The organism is Pantoea eucalypti (assembly GCF_009646115.1).
In the GTDB taxonomy this organism is placed as follows: Bacteria; Pseudomonadota; Gammaproteobacteria; order Enterobacterales; family Enterobacteriaceae; genus Pantoea; species Pantoea eucalypti.
This window is the reverse complement of the sequence record NZ_CP045720.1, coordinates 2,165,985-2,185,464: the sequence shown is the minus strand read 5'-3', so window position 1 is coordinate 2,185,464 and position 19,480 is coordinate 2,165,985. Positions and strand designations below refer to the sequence as shown.

17 protein-coding genes are annotated in these 19,480 nt (G+C 55.9%); 11 read left to right on the top strand and 6 right to left on the bottom strand.

The window, feature by feature from the left end:
• Nucleotides 1-21 precede the first annotated feature (21 nt).
• From EE896_RS10095 to EE896_RS10075, 5 genes are all read left to right on the top strand, one after another.
• A complete protein-coding gene (locus EE896_RS10095) occupies nt 22-1,005 on the top strand; it encodes an arabinose ABC transporter substrate-binding protein (protein WP_003853437.1) in 984 nt (327 codons plus the stop codon).
• A 99-nt stretch (nt 1,006-1,104) separates the two neighbouring features.
• A complete protein-coding gene (gene araG / locus EE896_RS10090; RefSeq protein WP_003853438.1) occupies nt 1,105-2,625 on the top strand; it encodes an L-arabinose ABC transporter ATP-binding protein AraG in 1,521 nt (506 codons plus the stop codon).
• Between the two features lie 12 nt (nt 2,626-2,637).
• Nucleotides 2,638-3,621 (top strand): L-arabinose ABC transporter permease AraH, encoded by a 984-nt coding sequence (araH, locus tag EE896_RS10085; RefSeq protein WP_003853439.1) that lies wholly within the window; start codon nt 2,638-2,640, stop codon nt 3,619-3,621.
• Between the two features lie 76 nt (nt 3,622-3,697).
• Nucleotides 3,698-4,615, top strand: coding sequence for an arabinose operon transcriptional regulator AraC (gene araC, locus EE896_RS10080; RefSeq protein WP_003853440.1), 918 nt, complete (start codon nt 3,698-3,700; stop codon nt 4,613-4,615).
• A 79-nt stretch (nt 4,616-4,694) separates the two neighbouring features.
• Nucleotides 4,695-5,741, top strand: coding sequence for an oxidoreductase (locus tag EE896_RS10075; RefSeq protein WP_003853441.1), 1,047 nt, complete (start codon nt 4,695-4,697; stop codon nt 5,739-5,741).
• Between the two features lie 295 nt (nt 5,742-6,036).
• Here EE896_RS10075 and add read toward each other — a convergent pair whose 3' ends face one another.
• From add to malX, 3 genes are all read right to left on the bottom strand, one after another.
• Nucleotides 6,037-7,032, bottom strand: coding sequence for an adenosine deaminase (gene add / locus EE896_RS10070; protein WP_003853442.1), 996 nt, complete (start codon nt 7,030-7,032; stop codon nt 6,037-6,039).
• Nucleotides 7,033-7,175: 143 nt separating this feature from the next.
• Nucleotides 7,176-8,348 carry a MalY/PatB family protein gene (locus tag EE896_RS10065; protein ID WP_140915577.1) on the bottom strand — a complete coding sequence of 391 codons (1,173 nt, stop codon included), beginning with the start codon at nt 8,346-8,348 and terminating at the stop codon, nt 7,176-7,178.
• A gap of 16 nt (nt 8,349-8,364) precedes the next feature.
• Nucleotides 8,365-9,954, bottom strand: a complete 1,590-nt coding sequence (malX, locus tag EE896_RS10060; RefSeq protein ID WP_003853444.1) for a maltose/glucose-specific PTS transporter subunit IIBC — start codon at nt 9,952-9,954, stop codon at nt 8,365-8,367.
• A 174-nt stretch (nt 9,955-10,128) separates the two neighbouring features.
• Here malX and malI point away from each other — a divergent pair, with 174 nt between their 5' ends.
• Nucleotides 10,129-11,154 (top strand): Mal regulon transcriptional regulator MalI, encoded by a 1,026-nt coding sequence (gene malI, locus EE896_RS10055; RefSeq protein ID WP_039660295.1) that lies wholly within the window; start codon nt 10,129-10,131, stop codon nt 11,152-11,154.
• Between the two features lie 42 nt (nt 11,155-11,196).
• On the opposite strand, the gene EE896_RS10050 is transcribed toward malI, so the two are convergent.
• Nucleotides 11,197-12,696: a YdgA family protein gene (locus EE896_RS10050; protein ID WP_140915578.1), complete on the bottom strand. Its 1,500-nt coding sequence runs from the start codon at nt 12,694-12,696 to the stop codon at nt 11,197-11,199.
• Nucleotides 12,697-12,828: 132 nt separating this feature from the next.
• Nucleotides 12,829-14,004: a mannose-6-phosphate isomerase gene (gene manA, locus EE896_RS10045; RefSeq protein WP_140915579.1), complete on the bottom strand. Its 1,176-nt coding sequence runs from the start codon at nt 14,002-14,004 to the stop codon at nt 12,829-12,831.
• 197 nt (nt 14,005-14,201) lie between these two features.
• Between manA and fumC the strand changes: the two genes are divergently transcribed.
• Nucleotides 14,202-15,599 (top strand): class II fumarate hydratase, encoded by a 1,398-nt coding sequence (gene fumC, locus EE896_RS10040; RefSeq protein WP_003853448.1) that lies wholly within the window; start codon nt 14,202-14,204, stop codon nt 15,597-15,599.
• Nucleotides 15,600-15,643: 44 nt separating this feature from the next.
• Here fumC and tus read toward each other — a convergent pair whose 3' ends face one another.
• Nucleotides 15,644-16,573 (bottom strand): DNA replication terminus site-binding protein, encoded by a 930-nt coding sequence (tus, locus tag EE896_RS10035; RefSeq protein WP_003853450.1) that lies wholly within the window; start codon nt 16,571-16,573, stop codon nt 15,644-15,646.
• A gap of 186 nt (nt 16,574-16,759) precedes the next feature.
• On the opposite strand from tus, the gene EE896_RS10030 reads away from it, so the two are divergent.
• The 4 genes from EE896_RS10030 (at nt 16,760) to EE896_RS10020 (ending at nt 19,441) form a co-directional block, all read left to right on the top strand.
• On the top strand, nt 16,760-17,962 hold the full coding sequence (locus EE896_RS10030; protein WP_220486731.1) for an MFS transporter: 1,203 nt from the start codon (nt 16,760-16,762) through the stop codon (nt 17,960-17,962).
• A 204-nt stretch (nt 17,963-18,166) separates the two neighbouring features.
• A complete protein-coding gene (locus tag EE896_RS10025) occupies nt 18,167-18,661 on the top strand; it encodes an RrF2 family transcriptional regulator (RefSeq protein WP_003853455.1) in 495 nt (164 codons plus the stop codon).
• Between the two features lie 170 nt (nt 18,662-18,831).
• Nucleotides 18,832-19,092 carry a type II toxin-antitoxin system HicA family toxin gene (locus tag EE896_RS22585; RefSeq protein ID WP_085980568.1) on the top strand — a complete coding sequence of 87 codons (261 nt, stop codon included), beginning with the start codon at nt 18,832-18,834 and terminating at the stop codon, nt 19,090-19,092.
• Nucleotides 19,085-19,441, top strand: coding sequence for a type II toxin-antitoxin system HicB family antitoxin (locus EE896_RS10020; RefSeq protein WP_008926241.1), 357 nt, complete (start codon nt 19,085-19,087; stop codon nt 19,439-19,441). The genes EE896_RS22585 and EE896_RS10020 overlap by 8 nt, the downstream gene beginning before the upstream one ends.
• The last annotated feature ends 39 nt before the right edge of the window (nt 19,442-19,480 follow it).

Genomic DNA, 19,480 nt, shown 5'->3' with positions numbered 1-19,480 from the left:
AACCTGGTACCGGAGAGCATCATGCATAAATTCACTAAAGCATTCGCGGCCATCGGCCTGGCAGCGGTTATGTCACAATCCGCTATCGCCGAGACCATGAAGCTGGGTTTTTTAGTCAAGCAACCAGAAGAACCCTGGTTCCAGACTGAATGGAAATTCGCCGATAAAGCGGGCAAAGATCTTGGCTTTGATGTCATTAAAATTGCCGTGCCGGATGGTGAAAAAACCCTGAATGCCATCGACAGCCTGGCGGCGAACGGCGCAAAAGGTTTTGTCATCTGTACGCCCGATCCAAAACTCGGTTCCGCCATCATGGCAAAAGCGCGCGGCTACGGCCTGAAAGTCATCGCAGTGGATGATCAGTTCGTCACCGCCAAAGGCAAGCCAATGGATACCGTGCCACTGGTGATGATGGCGGCCACTAAAATTGGTGAGCGTCAGGGTCAGGAGCTTTATAAAGAGATGCAGAAACGCGGCTGGGATGTGAAAACCACCGGCGTGATGGCCATTACCGCCAACGAACTCGACACCGCTCGTCGTCGTACTGGCGGCTCAATGGACGCGATCAAAGCCGCTGGCTTCCCGGCAGCCCAGATCTACCAGGTCCCAACCAAATCTAACGACATCCCTGGCGCGTTTGATGCCGGTAACTCCCTGCTGGTGCAGCATCCTGAAGTCAAACACTGGCTGATTGTCGGCATGAACGACAACACCGTGCTGGGCGGCGTACGTGCGACTGAAGGTCAGGGCTTTAAAGCGGCTGACGTCATCGGTATCGGCATCAACGGCGTCGATGCCATCAGCGAACTGTCGAAAGACAAGGCGACCGGCTTCTACGGTTCGCTGCTGCCAAGCCCGGATATCCACGGCTACAAAAGCAGCCAGATGCTCTACAACTGGGTCAGCAAAGGTGAAGAGCCACCTAAATTCACCGAAGTTACTGATGTGGTGCTGATCACCCGTGACAACTTCAAAACTGAACTGGCGAAAAAAGGACTGATGTAACTGTGAGCCTGCCGGGCTGTTCGTTGCCCGGCATCCTTAATAGCCCATTTCGCGTCGCCCGCCATAACCGGCCGGTGGCGCGAAAGAGTGAGGATTAACATGAACACTGATTCAGCATTTCTGTCGTTTCATGGCATCAGTAAAACTTTCCCTGGCGTGAAAGCGTTGCAGGATATCTCCTTCGACTGCCGTGGCGGTGAAGTTCACGCTCTGATGGGCGAGAACGGCGCAGGCAAATCGACGCTGTTAAAAATACTCAGCGGCAGTTATCAGCCGAGCGGCGGTGAGATTCGTATTAAAGGCAAGCCGATGAGTTTTCAGCGCACGACGGATGCACTGGACGCGGGCGTCGCCATTATTTACCAGGAACTGCATCTGGTGCCGGAAATGAGCGTGGCGGAGAACATCTATCTCGGTCAGATTCCGCACAAACATGGACTGGTCAACCGTAAGCTGATGCGTTTTGAGGCGGGCGTACAGCTGAAAAATCTCGGCATGGATATCGATCCCGATATGCCGCTGAAATACCTGTCGCTGGGCCAGTGGCAGATGGTGGAGATTGCCAAAGCGCTGGCGCGCAACGCACGTATTATCGCCTTTGATGAGCCAACCAGCTCCCTGTCGGCGCGTGAAATCGACAACCTGTTCCGCGTCATTCGCCAGCTCCGCGAGGAGGGCCGGGTGGTGCTCTACGTTTCACACCGTATGGAAGAGATTTTCGCCCTTAGCGATGCCATCACCGTGTTTAAAGATGGCCGCTACGTGCGGACATTTACTGACATGGCGAACACCCATCACGACGATCTGGTGCAGGCGATGGTTGGGCGCAACCTGGGTGATATCTATGGCTACTCACCGCGTCCCAAAGGGGAAGTGCGGCTGGAGCTGGACAAGGTTGAAGCGAAGGGCGTACGTACGCCAATTTCACTGAAAGTCCATGCCGGTGAAATCGTTGGACTGTTTGGACTGGTCGGTGCCGGACGCAGTGAACTGCTGAAGGGCCTGTTCGGCGGCACGCGTTTGCGTGGTGGTCAGGTCATCCTGGACGGCAAGCCACTGCCGCTGCGTGAGCCGATTGACGCCATTCGTGCCGGCATCATGCTCTGCCCGGAAGATCGTAAAGCTGAGGGCATTATTCCGGTGCACTCGGTGCGCGACAACATCAACATCAGCGCCCGCCGTCACAACCTGACTGCCGGTTGCCTGATAAAAAACGGCTGGGAAAACAAGAACGCCGACAGCCATATCCGCTCGCTGAATATTAAAACGCCCAGCGCCGATCAGCTGATCATGAACCTTTCTGGCGGTAATCAGCAGAAGGCGATCCTGGGACGCTGGCTCTCTGAGGATATGAAAGTGATCCTGCTGGATGAGCCAACGCGCGGCATCGATGTCGGTGCCAAACATGAAATTTATAACCTGATTTATCAGCTGGCGAACCGGGGCATTGCGGTGCTGTTCGCCTCGAGCGATTTACCGGAAGTGATGGGCCTGGCCGATCGCATCGTTGTGATGCGTGAAGGTGCCATTGCCGGTGAACTGCTGCACGACGACGCCACGGAGCAGCAGACGCTGAGCCTGGCGATGCCCAAAACCACTCAAGCGGCCGCCGTGGCCTGACAGGAGATCATCATGGCTTCATCTACGACCTCAAATACACCGCAGCCCGCTTCACGCGGCGGCCTGCAGTTAGGTCGCATCTGGGACAACTTCGGCATGCTGGTGGTATTTGCACTGCTGTTTATTGTCTGTGCGATTTTTGTGCCGAACTTCGGCTCGTTTATCAATATGAAAGGCTTAGGGCTGGCGATGTCGATGTCCGGCATGGTCGCCTGCGGCATGCTGTTCTGTCTGGCTTCCGGTGACTTTGACCTGTCGGTCGCTTCCGTCATCGCCTGTGCGGGTGTCGTCACCGCCGTGGTCATCAATATGACGGAAAGCCTGTGGATTGGTGTGGGTGCCGGACTGGTGCTCGGCATGATCACCGGCTTTATCAACGGCTTTGTGATCGCCCGGCTCAAGATCAATGCGCTGATCACCACGCTGGCGACGATGCAGATCGTGCGCGGCCTGGCTTATATCTTCTCTGACGGTAAAGCGGTTGGTATTGAAGATGAGCGCTTCTTTGAACTGGGCTTTGCCAACTGGCTGGGTGTGCCCGCGCCGATCTGGCTGACCCTGGCCACCATGGTGATCTTCGGCTTCCTGCTCAACAAAACCACCTTTGGTCGTAATACGCTCGCGATTGGTGGCAATGAAGAGGCGGCGCGCCTGGCGGGTGTACCGGTAGTGCGCACCCGTATCATCATCTTTATCCTCTCCGGCCTGGTCTCTGCGGCGGCGGGCATTATTCTGGCGTCACGTATGACCAGCGGCCAGCCGATGACCTCCATCGGCTATGAACTGGTGGTGATTTCTGCCTGCGTACTGGGTGGTGTTTCACTGAAGGGCGGCATCGGCAAGATCTCTTACGTGGTGGCGGGGGTATTGATCCTCGGCACGGTAGAGAATGCGATGAATTTATTGAATATCTCGCCATTCTCACAGTATGTGGTGCGCGGTCTGATACTGTTAGCTGCGGTGATTTTTGACCGTTACAAACAGAAAAAAGCCTGATTGAGCGAGCCGTTGGCCTGCGGACGCAGAGGTGTCTGCAGGCTATCCGAACAATAACAGACTGAGTGAGGACGCTATGTATCACCGCGAATTACCGGCTGAGCAGCAAAACCCCTTGTTGCCGGGCTATTCATTCAATGCCTGGCTGGTGGCAGGGCTGACGCCCATCACTGCCGATGGTCCACTCGATTTTTTTATCGACCGCCCGCACGGCATGAAAGGTTACATTCTGAATCTCACCATTAAAGGTAAAGGGCGGGTATTCGACGGCGAGCGGGCATTTGACTGCGAGCCCGGCGAAATGCTGCTGTTTCAGCCAAAAACCGCCCACTACTATGGTCGCGCGCCGGACAGTCCGCAGTGGTTCCACCGCTGGGTCTATTTCCGTCCGCGCGCCTACTGGCACGACTGGCTGCGCTGGCAGGATGAGCAGGAGGGTGTGGGACGACTGCTGCTGCCTGAGTCACTGCGTGGCGAGTTTGACCGACTGTTTGCCAGTATCGAACAGACCCATAATTCGGGTCGGCGCTTTGCGGAAGAGCTGGCGATGAACCTGCTGGAGCGACTACTGCTACGTGCCGTTGAAGAAGATCCGCGTAGTCATCAGCTCATCCGCGATCCACGCGTAATTGAAGCCTGCCAGTATGTGACCAACCATCTTGCCAGCGAAGTGAAGATTGAAGAGGTGGCGCGTCACGTCTGCCTGTCACCGTCGCGGCTGGCACACCTGTTCCGCGAGCAGATGGGTGTAAATCTGCTGCGCTGGCGTGAAGATCAGCGCGTTATTCGCGCCAAACTGTTGCTGCAGACCACCCAGGAACCGATCGCCTCGGTAGGGCGTGAAGTGGGTTACGACGACCAGCTCTACTTCTCGCGCGTGTTTCGCAAGCGTGTTGGTGTCAGTCCCAGCGATTTCCGCCGCCGCAATCAGGACGCACATGACAGCCTGGCGGCGCAGACGGCCTGGCCCCTGGCGCGGAGTGCTATCTCTTAGTTTTTTCGGGAGATTCCGCCTTGTCCTCACCTGGTTAATAGTCTTAAATCAATCAGGTTAGCGACAAAGAGGAATCAAAATGAGCGATAAATTACGTGTTGGTCTGATCGGCTACGGTTTTGCCAGTAAAACGTTTCACGCCCCGCTGATTGCAGGGACACCGGACGTCGAGCTGGCAGCCATTTCCAGTAGCGACGCCAGCAAAGTCCACGCCGACTGGCCTGCTGTTAAAGTGGTGGCCGATCCTCAGGCGCTGCTGGACGACCCTACGCTGCAACTGATTGTTATTCCTACCCCCAACGACACCCACTTCCCGCTGGCAAAAGCGGCGCTGAACGCCGGTAAACATGTGGTGGTCGACAAGCCGTTTACCGTGACGTTGTCACAGGCGCGCGAACTGGATGCGCTGGCGAAAGCCAAAGGTTTGCTGCTATCGGTGTTCCATAACCGCCGCTGGGACAGTGACTTTCTGACGCTGAAATCCCTCCTTGAGACAGGCTCACTGGGTGAAGTGCGCTATTTCGAATCGCACTTTGACCGCTTCCGTCTGGAAGTACGTAATCGCTGGCGCGAAATGAAGGGCGCAGGCAGCGGAATCTGGTATGACCTGGGGCCACATCTGCTGGACCAGGCGCTGCAGCTGTTTGGCCCGCCGGTCGCTATTAATGTCGACCTGGCCGAGATGCGTCCGGGCGCGCAGACCACCGACTACTTCCACGCCACGCTGACCTACCCGCAGCGCCGCGTGGTGCTGCACGCCAGCATGCTGGTGGCAGCAGAATCTGCCCGTTATACCGTCCACGGCACGCGCGGCAGTTACGTCAAATATGGTCTGGACCCACAGGAAGATCGCCTGAAGTCGGGGGATTTCCCGCCGCAGGAGGACTGGGGTTATGACATGCGCGACGGCACGCTGACGTTAGTTGACGGTGATTCACTGACGGAAACTACTCAACTGACTCAGCCGGGCAACTATCCCGCTTACTATGCGGGCATCCGCGATGCGATTGCCGGACGCGGTAACAATCCGGTGACGGCGGAAGAGGCGATTCAGGTGATGGAGCTGATTGAACTGGGTCTGCAATCCGCTGAGAAACGCCAGACGATGTCGCTGAAGCGCGTCTGATCTGCAGGTGCTTAATGCAGAAAGCAGAACGGGCCGGTTATCCGGCCCGTTTTATTAGCAGCGCCAACTGCAAGACCGAGCCAGCGAAGGGAGCACGGCCAGATCGGAAAGACGCAAAAGCCGCCATCCATGGCATGCTCGGCCCTCGCCGTCCTGGCGCGGGACGCTTTCCACTTCTGACCGTGTTCCCTGCGCGTCAAGCATATGCGTGGCTGTCAGAATTGCCCGGAGTGTGTTGGGGCAGCAGAGTGACGGGCCGGTTATCCGGCCCGTTTTTTGTCGCTACGCTTCAGGATTACTGCACGCGTGCCCGGATAGCCGCTTTCTCAGCCTCGCTGAGGAAGGCAATCGTCAGACCATTCTCCTGCGCCTGACGCATCTGCGCTGCGCTCAGACCGGCAGCCGGTGCGGCGTGCTGATACTCATGCGCCAGTTCAATGCCCTGAACCGCCGGATCATCCGTGTTGATGGTCGCCAGAATGCCATGCTCCAGGAAGGTTTTCAGCGGATGCTGCGCCAGTGAGGGCACAGTGCTGGTCTGAATATTGGAGGTCAGGCAGGATTCAATACCAATCCGGTGCTCCGCCAGGAAATCCATCAGCGCGCGATCTTCGATCGCTTTCACACCGTGACCAATACGTTCAGCGCCCAGCTCCCGAATCGCCTGCCAGATGCTCTCTGGTCCAGCCGCTTCGCCCGCATGTACGGTAACGCGGAAGCCGGCATCGCGCGCCTGGGTAAAGTGGCTCAGGAACTCGCTGCCCGGGAAGCCCAGCTCATCTCCCGCCAGATCGACCCCAGTGATGTGATCGCGATGGGCAAGCAAACCTTCCAGCTCGCCGAGGCAGGCATCTTCGCCAAAGGTACGGCTCATAATACCAATCAGACGCACGTCGATATCGTGTTGCTGCCGACCTGCGCGTACGCCCTCGATCACCGCTTCGACCACACCGGCAATCGGCAGGTTGTGGGTCATCGCCATATAACCAGGGGAAAAACGCAGTTCAGTGTAGTGAATGCCGGCGCGCGCGGCATCTTCGACATTCTCCTGCGCGATCCGGCGGCAGGCATCCAGATCGCCCAACACTTTCACGCCCCAGTCGAGCTTCTGCAGGAAGCTCACCAGGTCAGGTTCATTCTCGCCGACCTGCACGTGCGGAAGCAGAGTCTCAAGCGTGGTGGCGGGCAGGGTAAGGTTAAACTGGCGACCTAAATCGAGAATGGTTTGTGCACGAATGTTGCCATCAAGGTGGCGGTGAATATCAGTCAGTGGGATTTTTGAATCGATCATGGCGCACTCGCTCAGTTGTCGGTGAAGTGCAGAGCATTATAAAAATATCTTGCGCAACAGCGCCAGCTATTTGCGCAACAGCCTCGCCGGATGCTGCTTAATTACCCATAACCAGCGAGTGAGAGCCACTTCGCCGATGGATGTCAGCCCTGCAACTGATGTATCGCCGCAATAAGGCGCGAAATGCCATCTTCAATCTTACTACGCGGACAGCCAACGTTAAGACGCAGAAACCCGCTGCCTGCGTCGCCGTAGGTTGAGCCGGGCATAATCGCCACCCGTTGCTGGATCAGCGCCTGTTGCAGTGCCTCTTCAGGAATACCCAGCGCATTCATATCGATCCAGGCGAGATAGGTCGCTTCAGGGATGTGCCAGTCAAGTCCGGGAAACTCAGTGTTGAGGCGATCGGCAACCCGCGTGAAATTGCCGTAAAGATAGCTGCGTAGCGCATCCAGCCACGGCTCGCCATGTCGGTAGGCGGCAACGTGTGCCGTGACGGCCAGCACCGCCGGAGACGAAAGGCCGTCAGCATTTTTCAGCGCCTGAAACCAGGCTGCTCTGTCCGCCGCATCCGGGATGATGCCCCACGCACCCGTCAGGCCCGGCACGTTGAAGCTTTTAGACGCCGAGGTAAACAGCGCCCAGTCACTGCGTGCCACGCTGGCCCACGGAGTATGGGGTTGATTACCCATGATCATATCCATATGGATTTCATCGCTGATCACCCGCACGCCGTGACGATCGCAGAGCGCCGCCATCTGTTGCAGCTCCGTTGTCGTCCAGACTTTGCCGGTGGGATTGTGGGGGCTGCAGAGCAACAGGATTTTGCAGCGCGGGCGCGCCAGTCGCATCTCCAGCGCGGCCATATCACATCGCCAGCGCCCGCGATCCCGCTGCAACGGCATCTCCAGCACCTGTCGCTGATTGCCGCGTACAGTTTTATAAAAGGCATCGTAGGCGGGAGTATGAAGTACCACTTCATCATCCAGGTGACTCCAGCGACGCAGCATCTGCGCCACCATATAGATCACTGACGGGCCATAAACCAGCGTGTCAGCATCGGGCTGGTAGCCGAAACGACTGGACATCCAGTGACAGCAGGCGGAAAGAAAATCGTCATGCTGCCAGCGACTATAACCCAACACGCCGTGTGCCACGCGCTGCGCCAGCGCCTGCTGAACCGCTGGTGCTGTTCTGAAGTCCATATCGGAAATGGTAAATGGCAACAGATCGGATACGCCAAAGCGGTCAGCCACAAAATCCCACTGCGTAGACCAGCTGCCACGGCGATCGATGACTTCGTCAAAGTTAAACATTATCGGCTCCAGCGCATCATGCAGTCACATTCATCAGGTGTGACAGTTCATCTTTCACCGACTGCACCTGCGGGCCAATGACCACCTGCAGGCTGGTCTGATTGAGATGCACAACCCCAATCGCGCCGTTGGCTTTCAGCGCCGCATCGTCCACCTTACTCATATCCGCCATGGTTAAACGCAGACGTGTCAGGCAGTTGTCCAGCGAGGTAATATTCTCAACGCCGCCCAGCGCCGCCAGGATAGCCGGTGAGTTATAGCCCGATTTACCTTTACCGGCATTGCTGACCTGCTGCGCAACCGCACTGGTATTTTCTACTTCCCGGCCCGGCGTTTTGATGTTGAAGTGCAGAATGGCGAAACGGAAAATCAGGTAGTAACCGGCAAACCATATCGCTGCAACAACCGGTACCCAGTACCACTTTGTCGACAGGCCGTGTAGTACACCAAACACGACAAAGTCGATGATATTGCCATCTGTATTGCCGATAGTAACCCCGAGTATCGCCATGATGGTGAAGCCAACACCGGTCAGCAGAGCGTGGATAAGATAGAGGAAGGGGGCGACAAACAGAAACAGAAATTCGATCGGTTCAGTGGTGCCGCCGACCACGCAGGCCACTACGCCAGAGATTAACAGACCTTTAATCTTATGGCGATTCTCCGGCCGGGCGCAGTGATAGATGGCCAGGGCGGCACCAGGCAGACCACCGAGGAAGGCCGGCATTTTGCCCTGAGACAGGAAGCGGGTCGCGCTTTCAGCAAAACCGTGGGTTTCCGGGCAGGCGAGCTGCGCCTGGAAAATGGTTAACGCACCGCTGACGCTCCTGCCACACACATCCAGTGTGCCGCCTGCATCGGTAAAGCGCATGATCGCCACCAGAATATGCTGCAGGCCAAACGGCAGTAGCAGGCGTTCGCCGGTACCAAAAATCATCGGGCCAAAGTCACCCGCGCTATTAATCATCCAGCCTAATCCGGTAATGCCCCGTGCGAAAAATGGCCAGATCAGCGGCACGACCAGCCCCATTAACCCAATCACCAGCGTGGTGATAATCGGGACAAACCGGGTGCCGCCAAAAAAGGCCAGCGCATCGGGTAGTCGGATGTTATGGAAGCGCTCGTGTAGCCAGAACACGACGATACCCACAATCACCGCACCCAGTATGCCTGTATCGATCGACGGAATCCCCATGATCGGCTGAACGTTATTCGCTTTCAGCAGGGCGGCATCAGTGGTTGGCAGAATGCCATTGATATTTAGCCAGAAGTTGATGCTGAGGTTTAATACAGCATAACCCACGAAACCGGCAAACGCTGCAACACCTTTATTCTCGCGCGCCATACCCAGCGGAATCGCAATAGCGAACATCAGCGGCAGATAGCTGAAGGCAAACGATCCCAGCTTGGCCATCCACAGAAAGAGATATTGGAGCCAGGAGTGATCAAGCACAGGTAACAGAGTCAGAACGTCATGGCTGCTCAGTGAACTGCCAATCCCGAGCATGATGCCGCAGAATGAGAGCAGGGCAACCGGCAGCATAAAGGTTTTCCCCAGACTCTGGAAAAATTCCCAGACGGACATTTTTTGGTGAGAGGGTGACATGAACGCTCCTGGATAAAAGGACCATTGAGTAAAGTGGCGGGATGATAAAACGTTTTACCTGGATCTTATGCGCGCTGAATCACAATCCTCAGGTCATGGGTGATATTATTCTGACGTCATAAGGTGTAACGTTTTACCTTGTTTTCTAATGCTGTAGTTCAGTTGAGTAATCTGATGAGTAAAATCACCATCAATGATGTTGCGGCGGCGGCGGGCGTCTCGGTGACCACGGTATCGCTGGTGTTATCCGGTAAAGGACGGATCTCTGTGGCCACCATGGCACGCGTGAATGAGGCCATTGAGCAACTCGGCTTCGTCCGTAACCGTTCAGCGACCATGCTGCGTGGCGGTGAGAGTGGTGTGATTGGATTGATTGTCCGCGATCTCAGTCAGCCGTTTTATGCCGAGATGACGGCAGGTCTGAGCGAAGCGCTGGAGAAGCAGGGCAAATTGCTGTTCCTGACGCAAAGCGGTGCTCAGGGGCAGCATCTGCATCGCTGCTTTGAGTCACTGATCGCTCATGGGGTGGATGGTATAGTGCTGGGAGGCGGTGCCGACAAGGCCAGCCAGATTGTGACGAGAGCCAGCGAACTGAATATGGCGTTAGTCTGCGCCGCGCGCGCCAGTAGCCTGGAAGAGGTGGACGCTATCCGTCCCGATAATGCTCAGGCTGCGCGTCTTGCCACTGAATACCTGATTCGTCAGGGACATCAGCGGATTGCCTGGCTGGGCGGCCATAGCGCTTCACTGACGCGGGCGGAACGGCTTGGCGGCTATTGCGCCACACTGCTGCAATATGGTCTGCCGTTCAGGCCTGAATGGATTATTGAATGCGGCAGTACCCAGAAAGAGGCTGCCGAAGCGGCGGTCCAGTTGTTTCAGCACCATCCCCGATTGACCGCCGTGCTGGCTTACAATGCCACTACCGCGCTGGGGTGTTATTTTGGGCTGATGCGCACCGGGCGCACATTTTCCCGTGGTGCAGTCGACAGCTATTACGATCAACAACTGGCTTTAATGGGGTTTGGCGATGAACCGCAGGCGGAACTCACCGATCCCCCTCTGACGTTTGTCACCAGTTCCGCACGGGAGATTGGCCGCGTGGCCGCAGATCGTATCCTGCAGCGGATGGCGCATCCTGACGCCGCCCGGCAAAACGTGATTATGCCGCCACAGCTGGTTATTCGCGGGTCGGCATAAAAAAGGCGACCCGGAGGTCGCCTTTGATGGAAGACAGCGCAATTACTGTGGCATGCCTTCGCTGGTGGGCATGCCCAGCATATAGCGGGACATGAACTGCTCCAGCGTCATCTTGTCGCCGTTCATGTTCACCTGACCGTTGGCATACTGCAGGCTGGTCACGATGTTGTTATCCTGCTGCTGAGTCAGGCGGAACATCTGACCCATCGCCGCCAGACCCTTCACCTGCTGATCCGCCAGCTTTTGCGCGTCGTCGGCCTGATAACCTTCAGCCAGACCTACCTTACGCATGGTTTCGGTGGCCATCGGCATGTTGATGACCAGTTTGCTATCCAGGCTTTTCAGCACCCGATCAACCATGGCGCTGAGGGTCTGCGCTTCGCCGGTGACGGTGGACGGATCGTTGAAGCTGGCGGTCAGATTGAAGGTACTTTCACCTTTATCGTTTTTCCAGCTCAGCGGGGCAATGCTGATGGATGGCGAGCCTTTCAGCAGCATCGACAGGTTGTTCATCAGAATCTGATGAACGCCCGCCTGATAGCGGATAGGGTCTTCTGCGACGCCAGGCTGGCTCAGCAGTTCCTGCATCTGCGCGTTGTAACGATCGGAGAAGGCTTTGACTGCCTGGGCATCAAACTGGGACAACTTCATTTTCAGGGCTGCCTGACCAAAATCCTGTTTCTGCAGCTGAACGCCTTCAACCTTGTAATCGATATTGCCGCCAATCTTACCGGCACTATTATCGAACGAGGAGGTGCCTTTCATTTTATTCAGCGCCAGGGCATCCTGACCATTGATGCTGGCATTCACCTTCTCAATGTCGACCGACTGGTCGCCGATACGCACGCCTTCCGGGCTGAGATGGGTGTTACCGCTTAGCTTCAGACCATTAATGGTGAAGAGGACAGGCTGGCCCATCTCATTTTTGCTGGTCAGCGCGAGGCTATCAACGTCACCGTCCAGCGACACTTTATCGCCTTTGTTATCTGCACTGACGTTGAAGGTGCCGCCATTGGTGGCCAGGCGTTCGCCGGTTTGGGCATTCTGATAGTCAACCGGCAAGACGCGCAGCGCGGTATCCGTGGCGCCGCTGTAACCAATGCGGGTGTCTGCGTTAATCAGAGACTTGTTCCCGGTCAGTTCAAACAGTTTTTTCACCGCATCGGTGTTAGCCAGTTCGGTATGAACCGATGCCATGCTTGGAATCAGATTGAAATGCTTCAGCTGCGCGAACGGGAAAGGACCATGATCGATGGTCTCATTCAGGATGATGCTCTGACCCGGTTTCAGCAGCGGATTATCTTCCGTCTGTGAGCTTGCCTGAACCACCAGATTTACTTTGCTGCTGAACACGCCGCGCTGATAGTCCTGATAGCTGATCTTCAGTCGGCTGTTCGGGGCATAAGCATTCAGCTGAGCGTTGGCGTTTTGCACCAGCTGGTCCCTGTGGCTTTCAATCTGCTTGCCGGTGAACCATGCCGCGCCAGTCCAGACTACGCCCAGTGCGATGATCACACCTACGGCAACATTGGTCTTTTTCATTGCTGATTCGTCCTTATCCTTGAGTCCGCTTATGCCGCAGGTTTAGCCTGGCGACCGAAGAAAAACGCCCGCAGGCGTTTAAAAGCTAATAGGTTGAAATAATAGCAGTTAACAGGCATGCCGTCAGCCGCTTCACCCTAAGTCGTTAAACACCCGCGCCAGTCGGCCCGTGCCAGCCGCCGTAACCGGTGATTCGCTGGCGGCAATGAAGCAGGACTCGCCAGGCTTCAGCGTCACCTGCTGCTCGCCTTTGGCGATCACGGCCTGGCCTTCGATGCAGAACATTATCGCGGCGCTCTGCTGCGCCAGCGACTGGGGTTGTGCATTGAGACTGTGAATAGCAAAGGCAAAATCGTCGACCGGAATCGGGAAGCGCAGTGTGTTGCCCTGGTGCTCCGGCGCTGTCAGCAACGCATTAGCGGGCTTCTCATCGAACTTCAGATTAGCCATCAACTCGGCAATATCGATATATTTCGGGGTTAAACCGGCCCGCAGGACGTTATCGGAGTTTGCCATCACCTCCAGTGCCACGCCTTTCAGATAGGCGTGCGGGGTTTCCGCGTAGAGGAACATCGCCTCGCCAGGTTGCAGGGTAATGACATTCAGCAGCAGCGGTGAAAACAGGCCACTGTTGTCAGGATACTCTGCCGCAATCATACGGATGGTTTCCCATGGCTCGCCCTGTTGCACGTCAAGCGCAGATTTCAGCACGCCCAGCGCCAGCGATTTCGCCTCGCCCTCCAGTGACAGCAGGGTAGAGAACAGCGCGGCCAGCGTATCCTTTTCAGGGTGCTGCAAAAAATGCGCAATCTGTGGATGTGCGCCCGCCACCGGTTCCAGCAGTGAAACCATCTGCGTCAGTGTGCGAAAGCCATTCATCGCCTGAAACGCAGTCAGCGCGTAGACCAGCTCTGGCTTGTGGTTGGCATCTTTATAATTGCGCTCAGCCGCAGCCAGTGGAATACCCGCTGCATTCTCACGCGCAAAACCCACTTCGGCGGCATGCTTGCTGGGATGAACCTGAATCGACAGCGGTTGATCGGCACATAACACTTTGAACAGGAAAGGCAATTCACCAAAACGCTGCGCCACCGCATCGCCCAGCATCGCCGCAGGCGAAGCATCAATCACGTCACGCAAAGAACGCTCGCTGCCCTGATCAATAACGGTTGAAGGGCTTTTCGGATGTGCGCCCATCCAGAGTTCCGCCATCGGCAGCCCTTTTGGGTTCTCAACCCCATAAAGTTCAGTCAACGCAGTTTTGCTGCCCCACGCGTAGTTTTGCAGCGAATTGTTCATTTTTTGCATCGCATAATCCTTTATCACGGGAAATTATTGCGGCTATTAAAGCAGAAACTACCGGTAAAAATACATATCCAGCGCAAAAGGACGCTAAGCTCTGATAATGTTAAATTATTGTATATTACTATTCTGACTGCCTGGCAGCCGATCGTGATCACGGACCAGGCGGTCATTCTTTAAAACAAGGTGAAGGAGACGTATTCATGGCAGCCAACCGCATTGAGAAAGATTCAATGGGCCCCATCGACGTACCGGTAGACAAACTGTGGGGCGCGCAGACGCAGCGCTCACTGGAACACTTCCGCATCTCAACTGAAAAAATGCCGACCGCGCTGGTGCATGCACTGGCACTGACCAAGCGCGCCGCCGCCAGCGTGAACCGCGATCTGGGCCTGCTGCCCGCAGATCGCGCCGATGCGATTATCAGCGCGGCGGATGAAGTGCTGGCGGACAAGCATGCGGATGAATTCCCGCTGGCAATCTGGCAAACCGGTTCCGGCACGCAGACCAATATGAACATGAACGAAGTGCTGGCGAATCGCGCAAGTGAAATCCTCGGCGGCGAGCGCGGTATGTCGCGCCTGGTCCATCCCAACGACGATGTGAACAAGAGCCAGAGCTCCAACGATGTCTTCCCGACGGCGATGCATGTCGCCGCCGTGATTGCCCTGCGCGAACAGCTGATCCCACAAATTCAGGTACTGAAAAAGACGTTGAGCCAGAAGTCTGACGCCTTTAAAGATATCGTCAAAATTGGCCGTACTCACCTGCAGGATGCGACGCCGCTGACGCTGGGCCAGGAGATTTCCGGCTGGGTGGCGATGCTGGAGCATAATCTGAAGCATATCGAACAGAGCATTCCGCACGTGGCGGAACTGGCGCTGGGCGGAACCGCAGTTGGCACCGGCCTGAATACCCACCCGGAATATGCAGTGCGCGTGGCGAAGGCGCTGGCCGACCTCACGCAGCAACCGTTTGTCACTGCGCCTAACAAGTTTGAAGCGCTGGCCACCTGTGATGCGCTGGTGCATGCGCATGGCGCGTTGAAAGGGCTGGCTGCTTCACTGATGAAGATCGCCAACGATGTGCGCTGGCTCTCATCCGGTCCGCGCTGCGGCATCGGCGAAATTGCTATTCCTGAAAATGAACCGGGTAGCTCCATCATGCCAGGCAAAGTGAATCCAACGCAGTGTGAAGCGATGACCATGCTCTGCTGCCAGGTGATGGGCAACGATGTCGCCATTAATATGGGCGGCGCGTCCGGTAACTTTGAGCTCAATGTGTTCCGTCCGATGGTGATCCATAACTTCCTGCAATCGATTCGTCTGCTGGCAGATGGCATGGACAGCTTTAATCATCATTGCGCTGTCGGCATTGAGCCGGTGCGCGAGCGTATCGACCAGCTGCTGAACGAGTCACTGATGCTGGTGACGGCGCTCAATACTCATATTGGCTATGACAAAGCGGCAGAAATTGCCAAGAAGGCGCACAAAGAGGGGCTGACGTTAAAAGGCTCCGCGCTGAAGCTGGGTTATCTTACCGAAGAAGAGTTTGATGCCTGGGTCCGGCCGGAAGAGATGGTCGGCAGCATGAAGTCCTGATATTCAGGATGAGTCAGAGGCCAGCAGATGCTGGCCTTTTTTATTCAGAGGGGGCAATCAACCCACAGATGCAGGCGGGGTATCAGCAAATTCAGTGGCTCAGCGGCCGGTTTATGACGATGCGTTATGTTATCGGCGTCGTAATTGAGTAACTCGCCCAGCGCCGGAACCTGAGTGCGATCGCGACAGATCACCAGTATTGGCGACGGGCAGGCGAGTTGCGTTTGCTTCTGTTCATCCGCGCGCCAGACACGAGCCACCGGCTGAACTTTTACGGGACGCTTGATTTTCAGCCGTGCCGAAGCGGGCAGGGCGCGTACGCTTGCCAGCTCTTCCTGCACTTTTTCCGCCCACTGTTCCCGTGACCACGGTGCCTTCGCCCGTCCCGACTTCAGGCTTTTTTCCAGCTGGGCGATCACCTCTTCGCGCCTGAGATTCTTGATAATGTGCTTGTTGGCCCAGCCGAAACGCAGGCTGTCTGGCGCGCTCAGCAGGGTAATGGTGCGATAGGCATTCAGGGTAATCAGCCCGCGCAGGTGCTGGTGGACAAACTCAAAACGCGCTTCACTCGGCAGCCCTGAATCCACGGTAATCAGCTGCTCCAGCCTTGCTTTCAGCTGGTTGATAAGTTCGACCAGCGAGACGATTTCCGCTTCCTGTTGCGCATCACATTCAATACAGAGTGCGCCGGGTAAGCGTACGGCTGCTTTCGTGCTCAGCTGTTCAGACTGGTGCTGCATAAAAAGGCGGCAGTAGTGGTCAAGCGCCATCTTTAACGCGCGCTCACCGAGATGCTGCTCAACGGCAATCCGGGTAATCGCCTCATGTTCGCGGCCTTTCACCACCGGCGGCAGGCTGAAGACACGGGCGATCAGCAAGGGTGTCGCTTCAATCTGCTGACGCAATTCACCCAGTGCCAGTTCCAGATCGTTAACACACTGATGCATATCAGCCACTAAGTCATAGCGCGTCATGTTGTGCCTCCATAGTTACAACGTCCACAATGTGGCAGAAGCGTCGGAAGGATGCAAGCGCCATATAGTTACAACATACTATAAGGTTTAATCAAAAAACCGTGCGGTCTGTCTGGCCTGCCAGCGAAAAGGAGATCACGCATTTTGGCTTATCGCAGAACATGTTATAAAACGGTTCGCCTGCTAATGGAGAGACCCCTTGTGAATCAGAACATCAAACCCGGCATCGCCGCCATTTTTACCCTTGGCTGGGTACAGATACTTTCCTGGGGCGGGTCGTTCTACCTGATGGCGGTAATGGCGAATCCGATTGCCGCAGAGACCGGCTGGTCACAGCAGTGGATTTACGGCGCGCTATCAACCGGCATTCTGGTGTCGGGCCTGCTGTCACCGCTGGCGGGCAGAATTATCGCCCGAACCGGTGGCCGCCTGCTGCTGGCACTGAGTGGCGTCGTGATGGCGGTGGGGCTGGTGATAATGGCTTACAGCGTCACGCTGCCGCTGTTTCTGTTCGCATGGGTAATTATTGGCATCGGAATGGCGATGGGCCTCTATGATGCGCTGTTTGCCACCCTCGGCACCTGCTATGGCGGTAAGGCGCGTTCCGCGATTACCAGCATTACACTGATTTCGGGCTTCTGCACCACGCTGGTCTGGCCAGGCACGGCGTTGTTAATTCACGGCTTTGGCTGGCGGGATGCCACGTTGATTATTGCAGCCATGATGGTGGTCTGCGTTTTGCCTGCTTATCTGTTTGCCATACCGGCAAACCACGCGAAGCAGCCTGTGAAAAGACGGAGCAGGGAGCCTGCCTCAGCGGAGATCGAACCTGCGCTGTTCTGGCTACTGTGCGCCATTTTTACGCTGGCGTCCGTGATCATGACAGCGATTTCGGTCCAGCTCATCGCTTTGTTGCAGGCGACGGGCCATACGCTGACCTCGGCGCTGGCGATCAGTGCTGTGATGGGTCCGTGTCAGGTGGGATCCCGACTCGTCGACATCGCCTTTAAGCGCAGTCATCCCATTCGAACCACCTTTTTCTCCGTCGGACTGGTCGCCGCAGGCTTGCTGTTGCTGGCGATCTTTCCACAGATGGCGATACTGAGCATGGTGTTGTATGGCGCAGGAAATGGCTTACGTGCCATCGTGCGCGGAACTTTGCCGCTGGTGATGGTCAAACCAGAATCTTACGCAATCGTGGTGGGCAAAATGGCCCGCCCGGCATTAATGGGACAGGCGCTGACACCGCTGATTGGCGGATATGTGTTTGAAAGAATGGGCGCGCCGGCGACGCTGTGGTTGCTTTGCACCTTAGCAATCTTTAACGTGGTACTGGTTATGGCGCTGAAGCAGCGATTACCGGCGGTATCGGTCACCACCGCCCGATAGCAGGGGCTATCAAGTTTTGAGAGAAGCGGGCCGTTAGCAGGCTAAGCACCTTGTGCTATCGGGCCTCCGCCTTTGGTGAATACGTGCCTTGTCACCGCTGGCTTGCTTCAAAAAAGCAACAGTGTTTGTTATATTTATTGCTCATTGATTGTTCACTTATGCGGCAATAAAACAATAAGATCCACCGCAACTCAGGATAAAGAAATGCTTGATTATCGCTTCCCGACAGCTTTGCAAATGGTTCTGAGCGTAGCGATGGCGGAGCAGATGGGTAAACGCTCTACCAGCGCGATTCTGGCCTACGGGCTTGAAGCGAATCCCAGTTTCATACGAAAATTAATGGTTCCGCTGACCCGTGACGGCATTATCGTCTCGACGCTGGGCCGTACAGGCTCCATTCACCTGGGCCGTCCTGCTGCGGAAATTACCCTGCGGGATATCTATGTCTCCGTCATTGAAGACAAAAAGATCTGGGCCGCGCGTCCCGATGTCGCACCGCGCTGTCTGGTCAGTGCCAACCTCTGCTGGTACTTTAAGTCGATAGCTGATGAAGCCGAGCAGGCGTCGCTGGATGTGCTGGCAAAACGCACCGTGGCAGACGCGCTGAATGAGCTGAAGGTACGCGATACCAGCAACTGCACTGCCGTGCCAGAGCCTGAACCCGAAGAGATTGATGACCTCTGCAAAAAGAGCCGCTGATAGCGGCTTTTTTTATGCCTGCTGAACGTCCATTTCTGAGCCACTTCTTTGCCAAACCTGCAATGCAGGCCTTCTTTCCGAAAATTCCATCTTGAACTCTTACCGCGTAGCAATAGAATGACTTCACAGGATGAAGTCACGGAGGTCAGGGTGAACGCCGTTGTCAGGGAATTACGGAAAAACAGCGTGAAATACTGGCGCAGATTTTTCAAATGCCCCCACCGTGCGGACTGAAATGGCTGGCAGTTGAGTCAATAATCAGGGCGCTGGGTGGTGAGATTAAAGAAGGCAGGGGTTCAAGGGCCCGCTTTCTTCTCAGAGGAAAAATAGCGCGTTTTCACCGGCCGCATCCTTCGCCAGACACCGACAGAGGTGCTGTTGTTAATCTGCGCGAATGGCTGGAAAGTATTGGAGTTGATCCCTATGAATAATCGTTCAAATTCATCAATCACCGTCGCCGGGCAACCCGCGGTGATCACCTATGTCCCCGAACTCAACATGTTCCGTGGACGCTTTACTGGCCTGTCAGGTTACTGTGATTTTGTCTCTGACAGCGTACAGGGCCTCTACAAAGAGGGCGACATTTCGCTGCGCGAATACCTGGAAGATTGTGCAGCCTCCGGCATCAATCCTTACGCTGAGCAGGAAAAAATCAAAACCTTCACGCTGCGATACCCTGAATCGCTGGGAGAGCGCCTGACTCAGGCGGCAGCTGAAAATGAAACCTCACTCAATGCGTTTATCATTGAAACGCTGAATGAAAAATTAAGTCAGCGTTAACCCGCGAAGCCGGATTGACAGGCAATCAGTGAATCACAA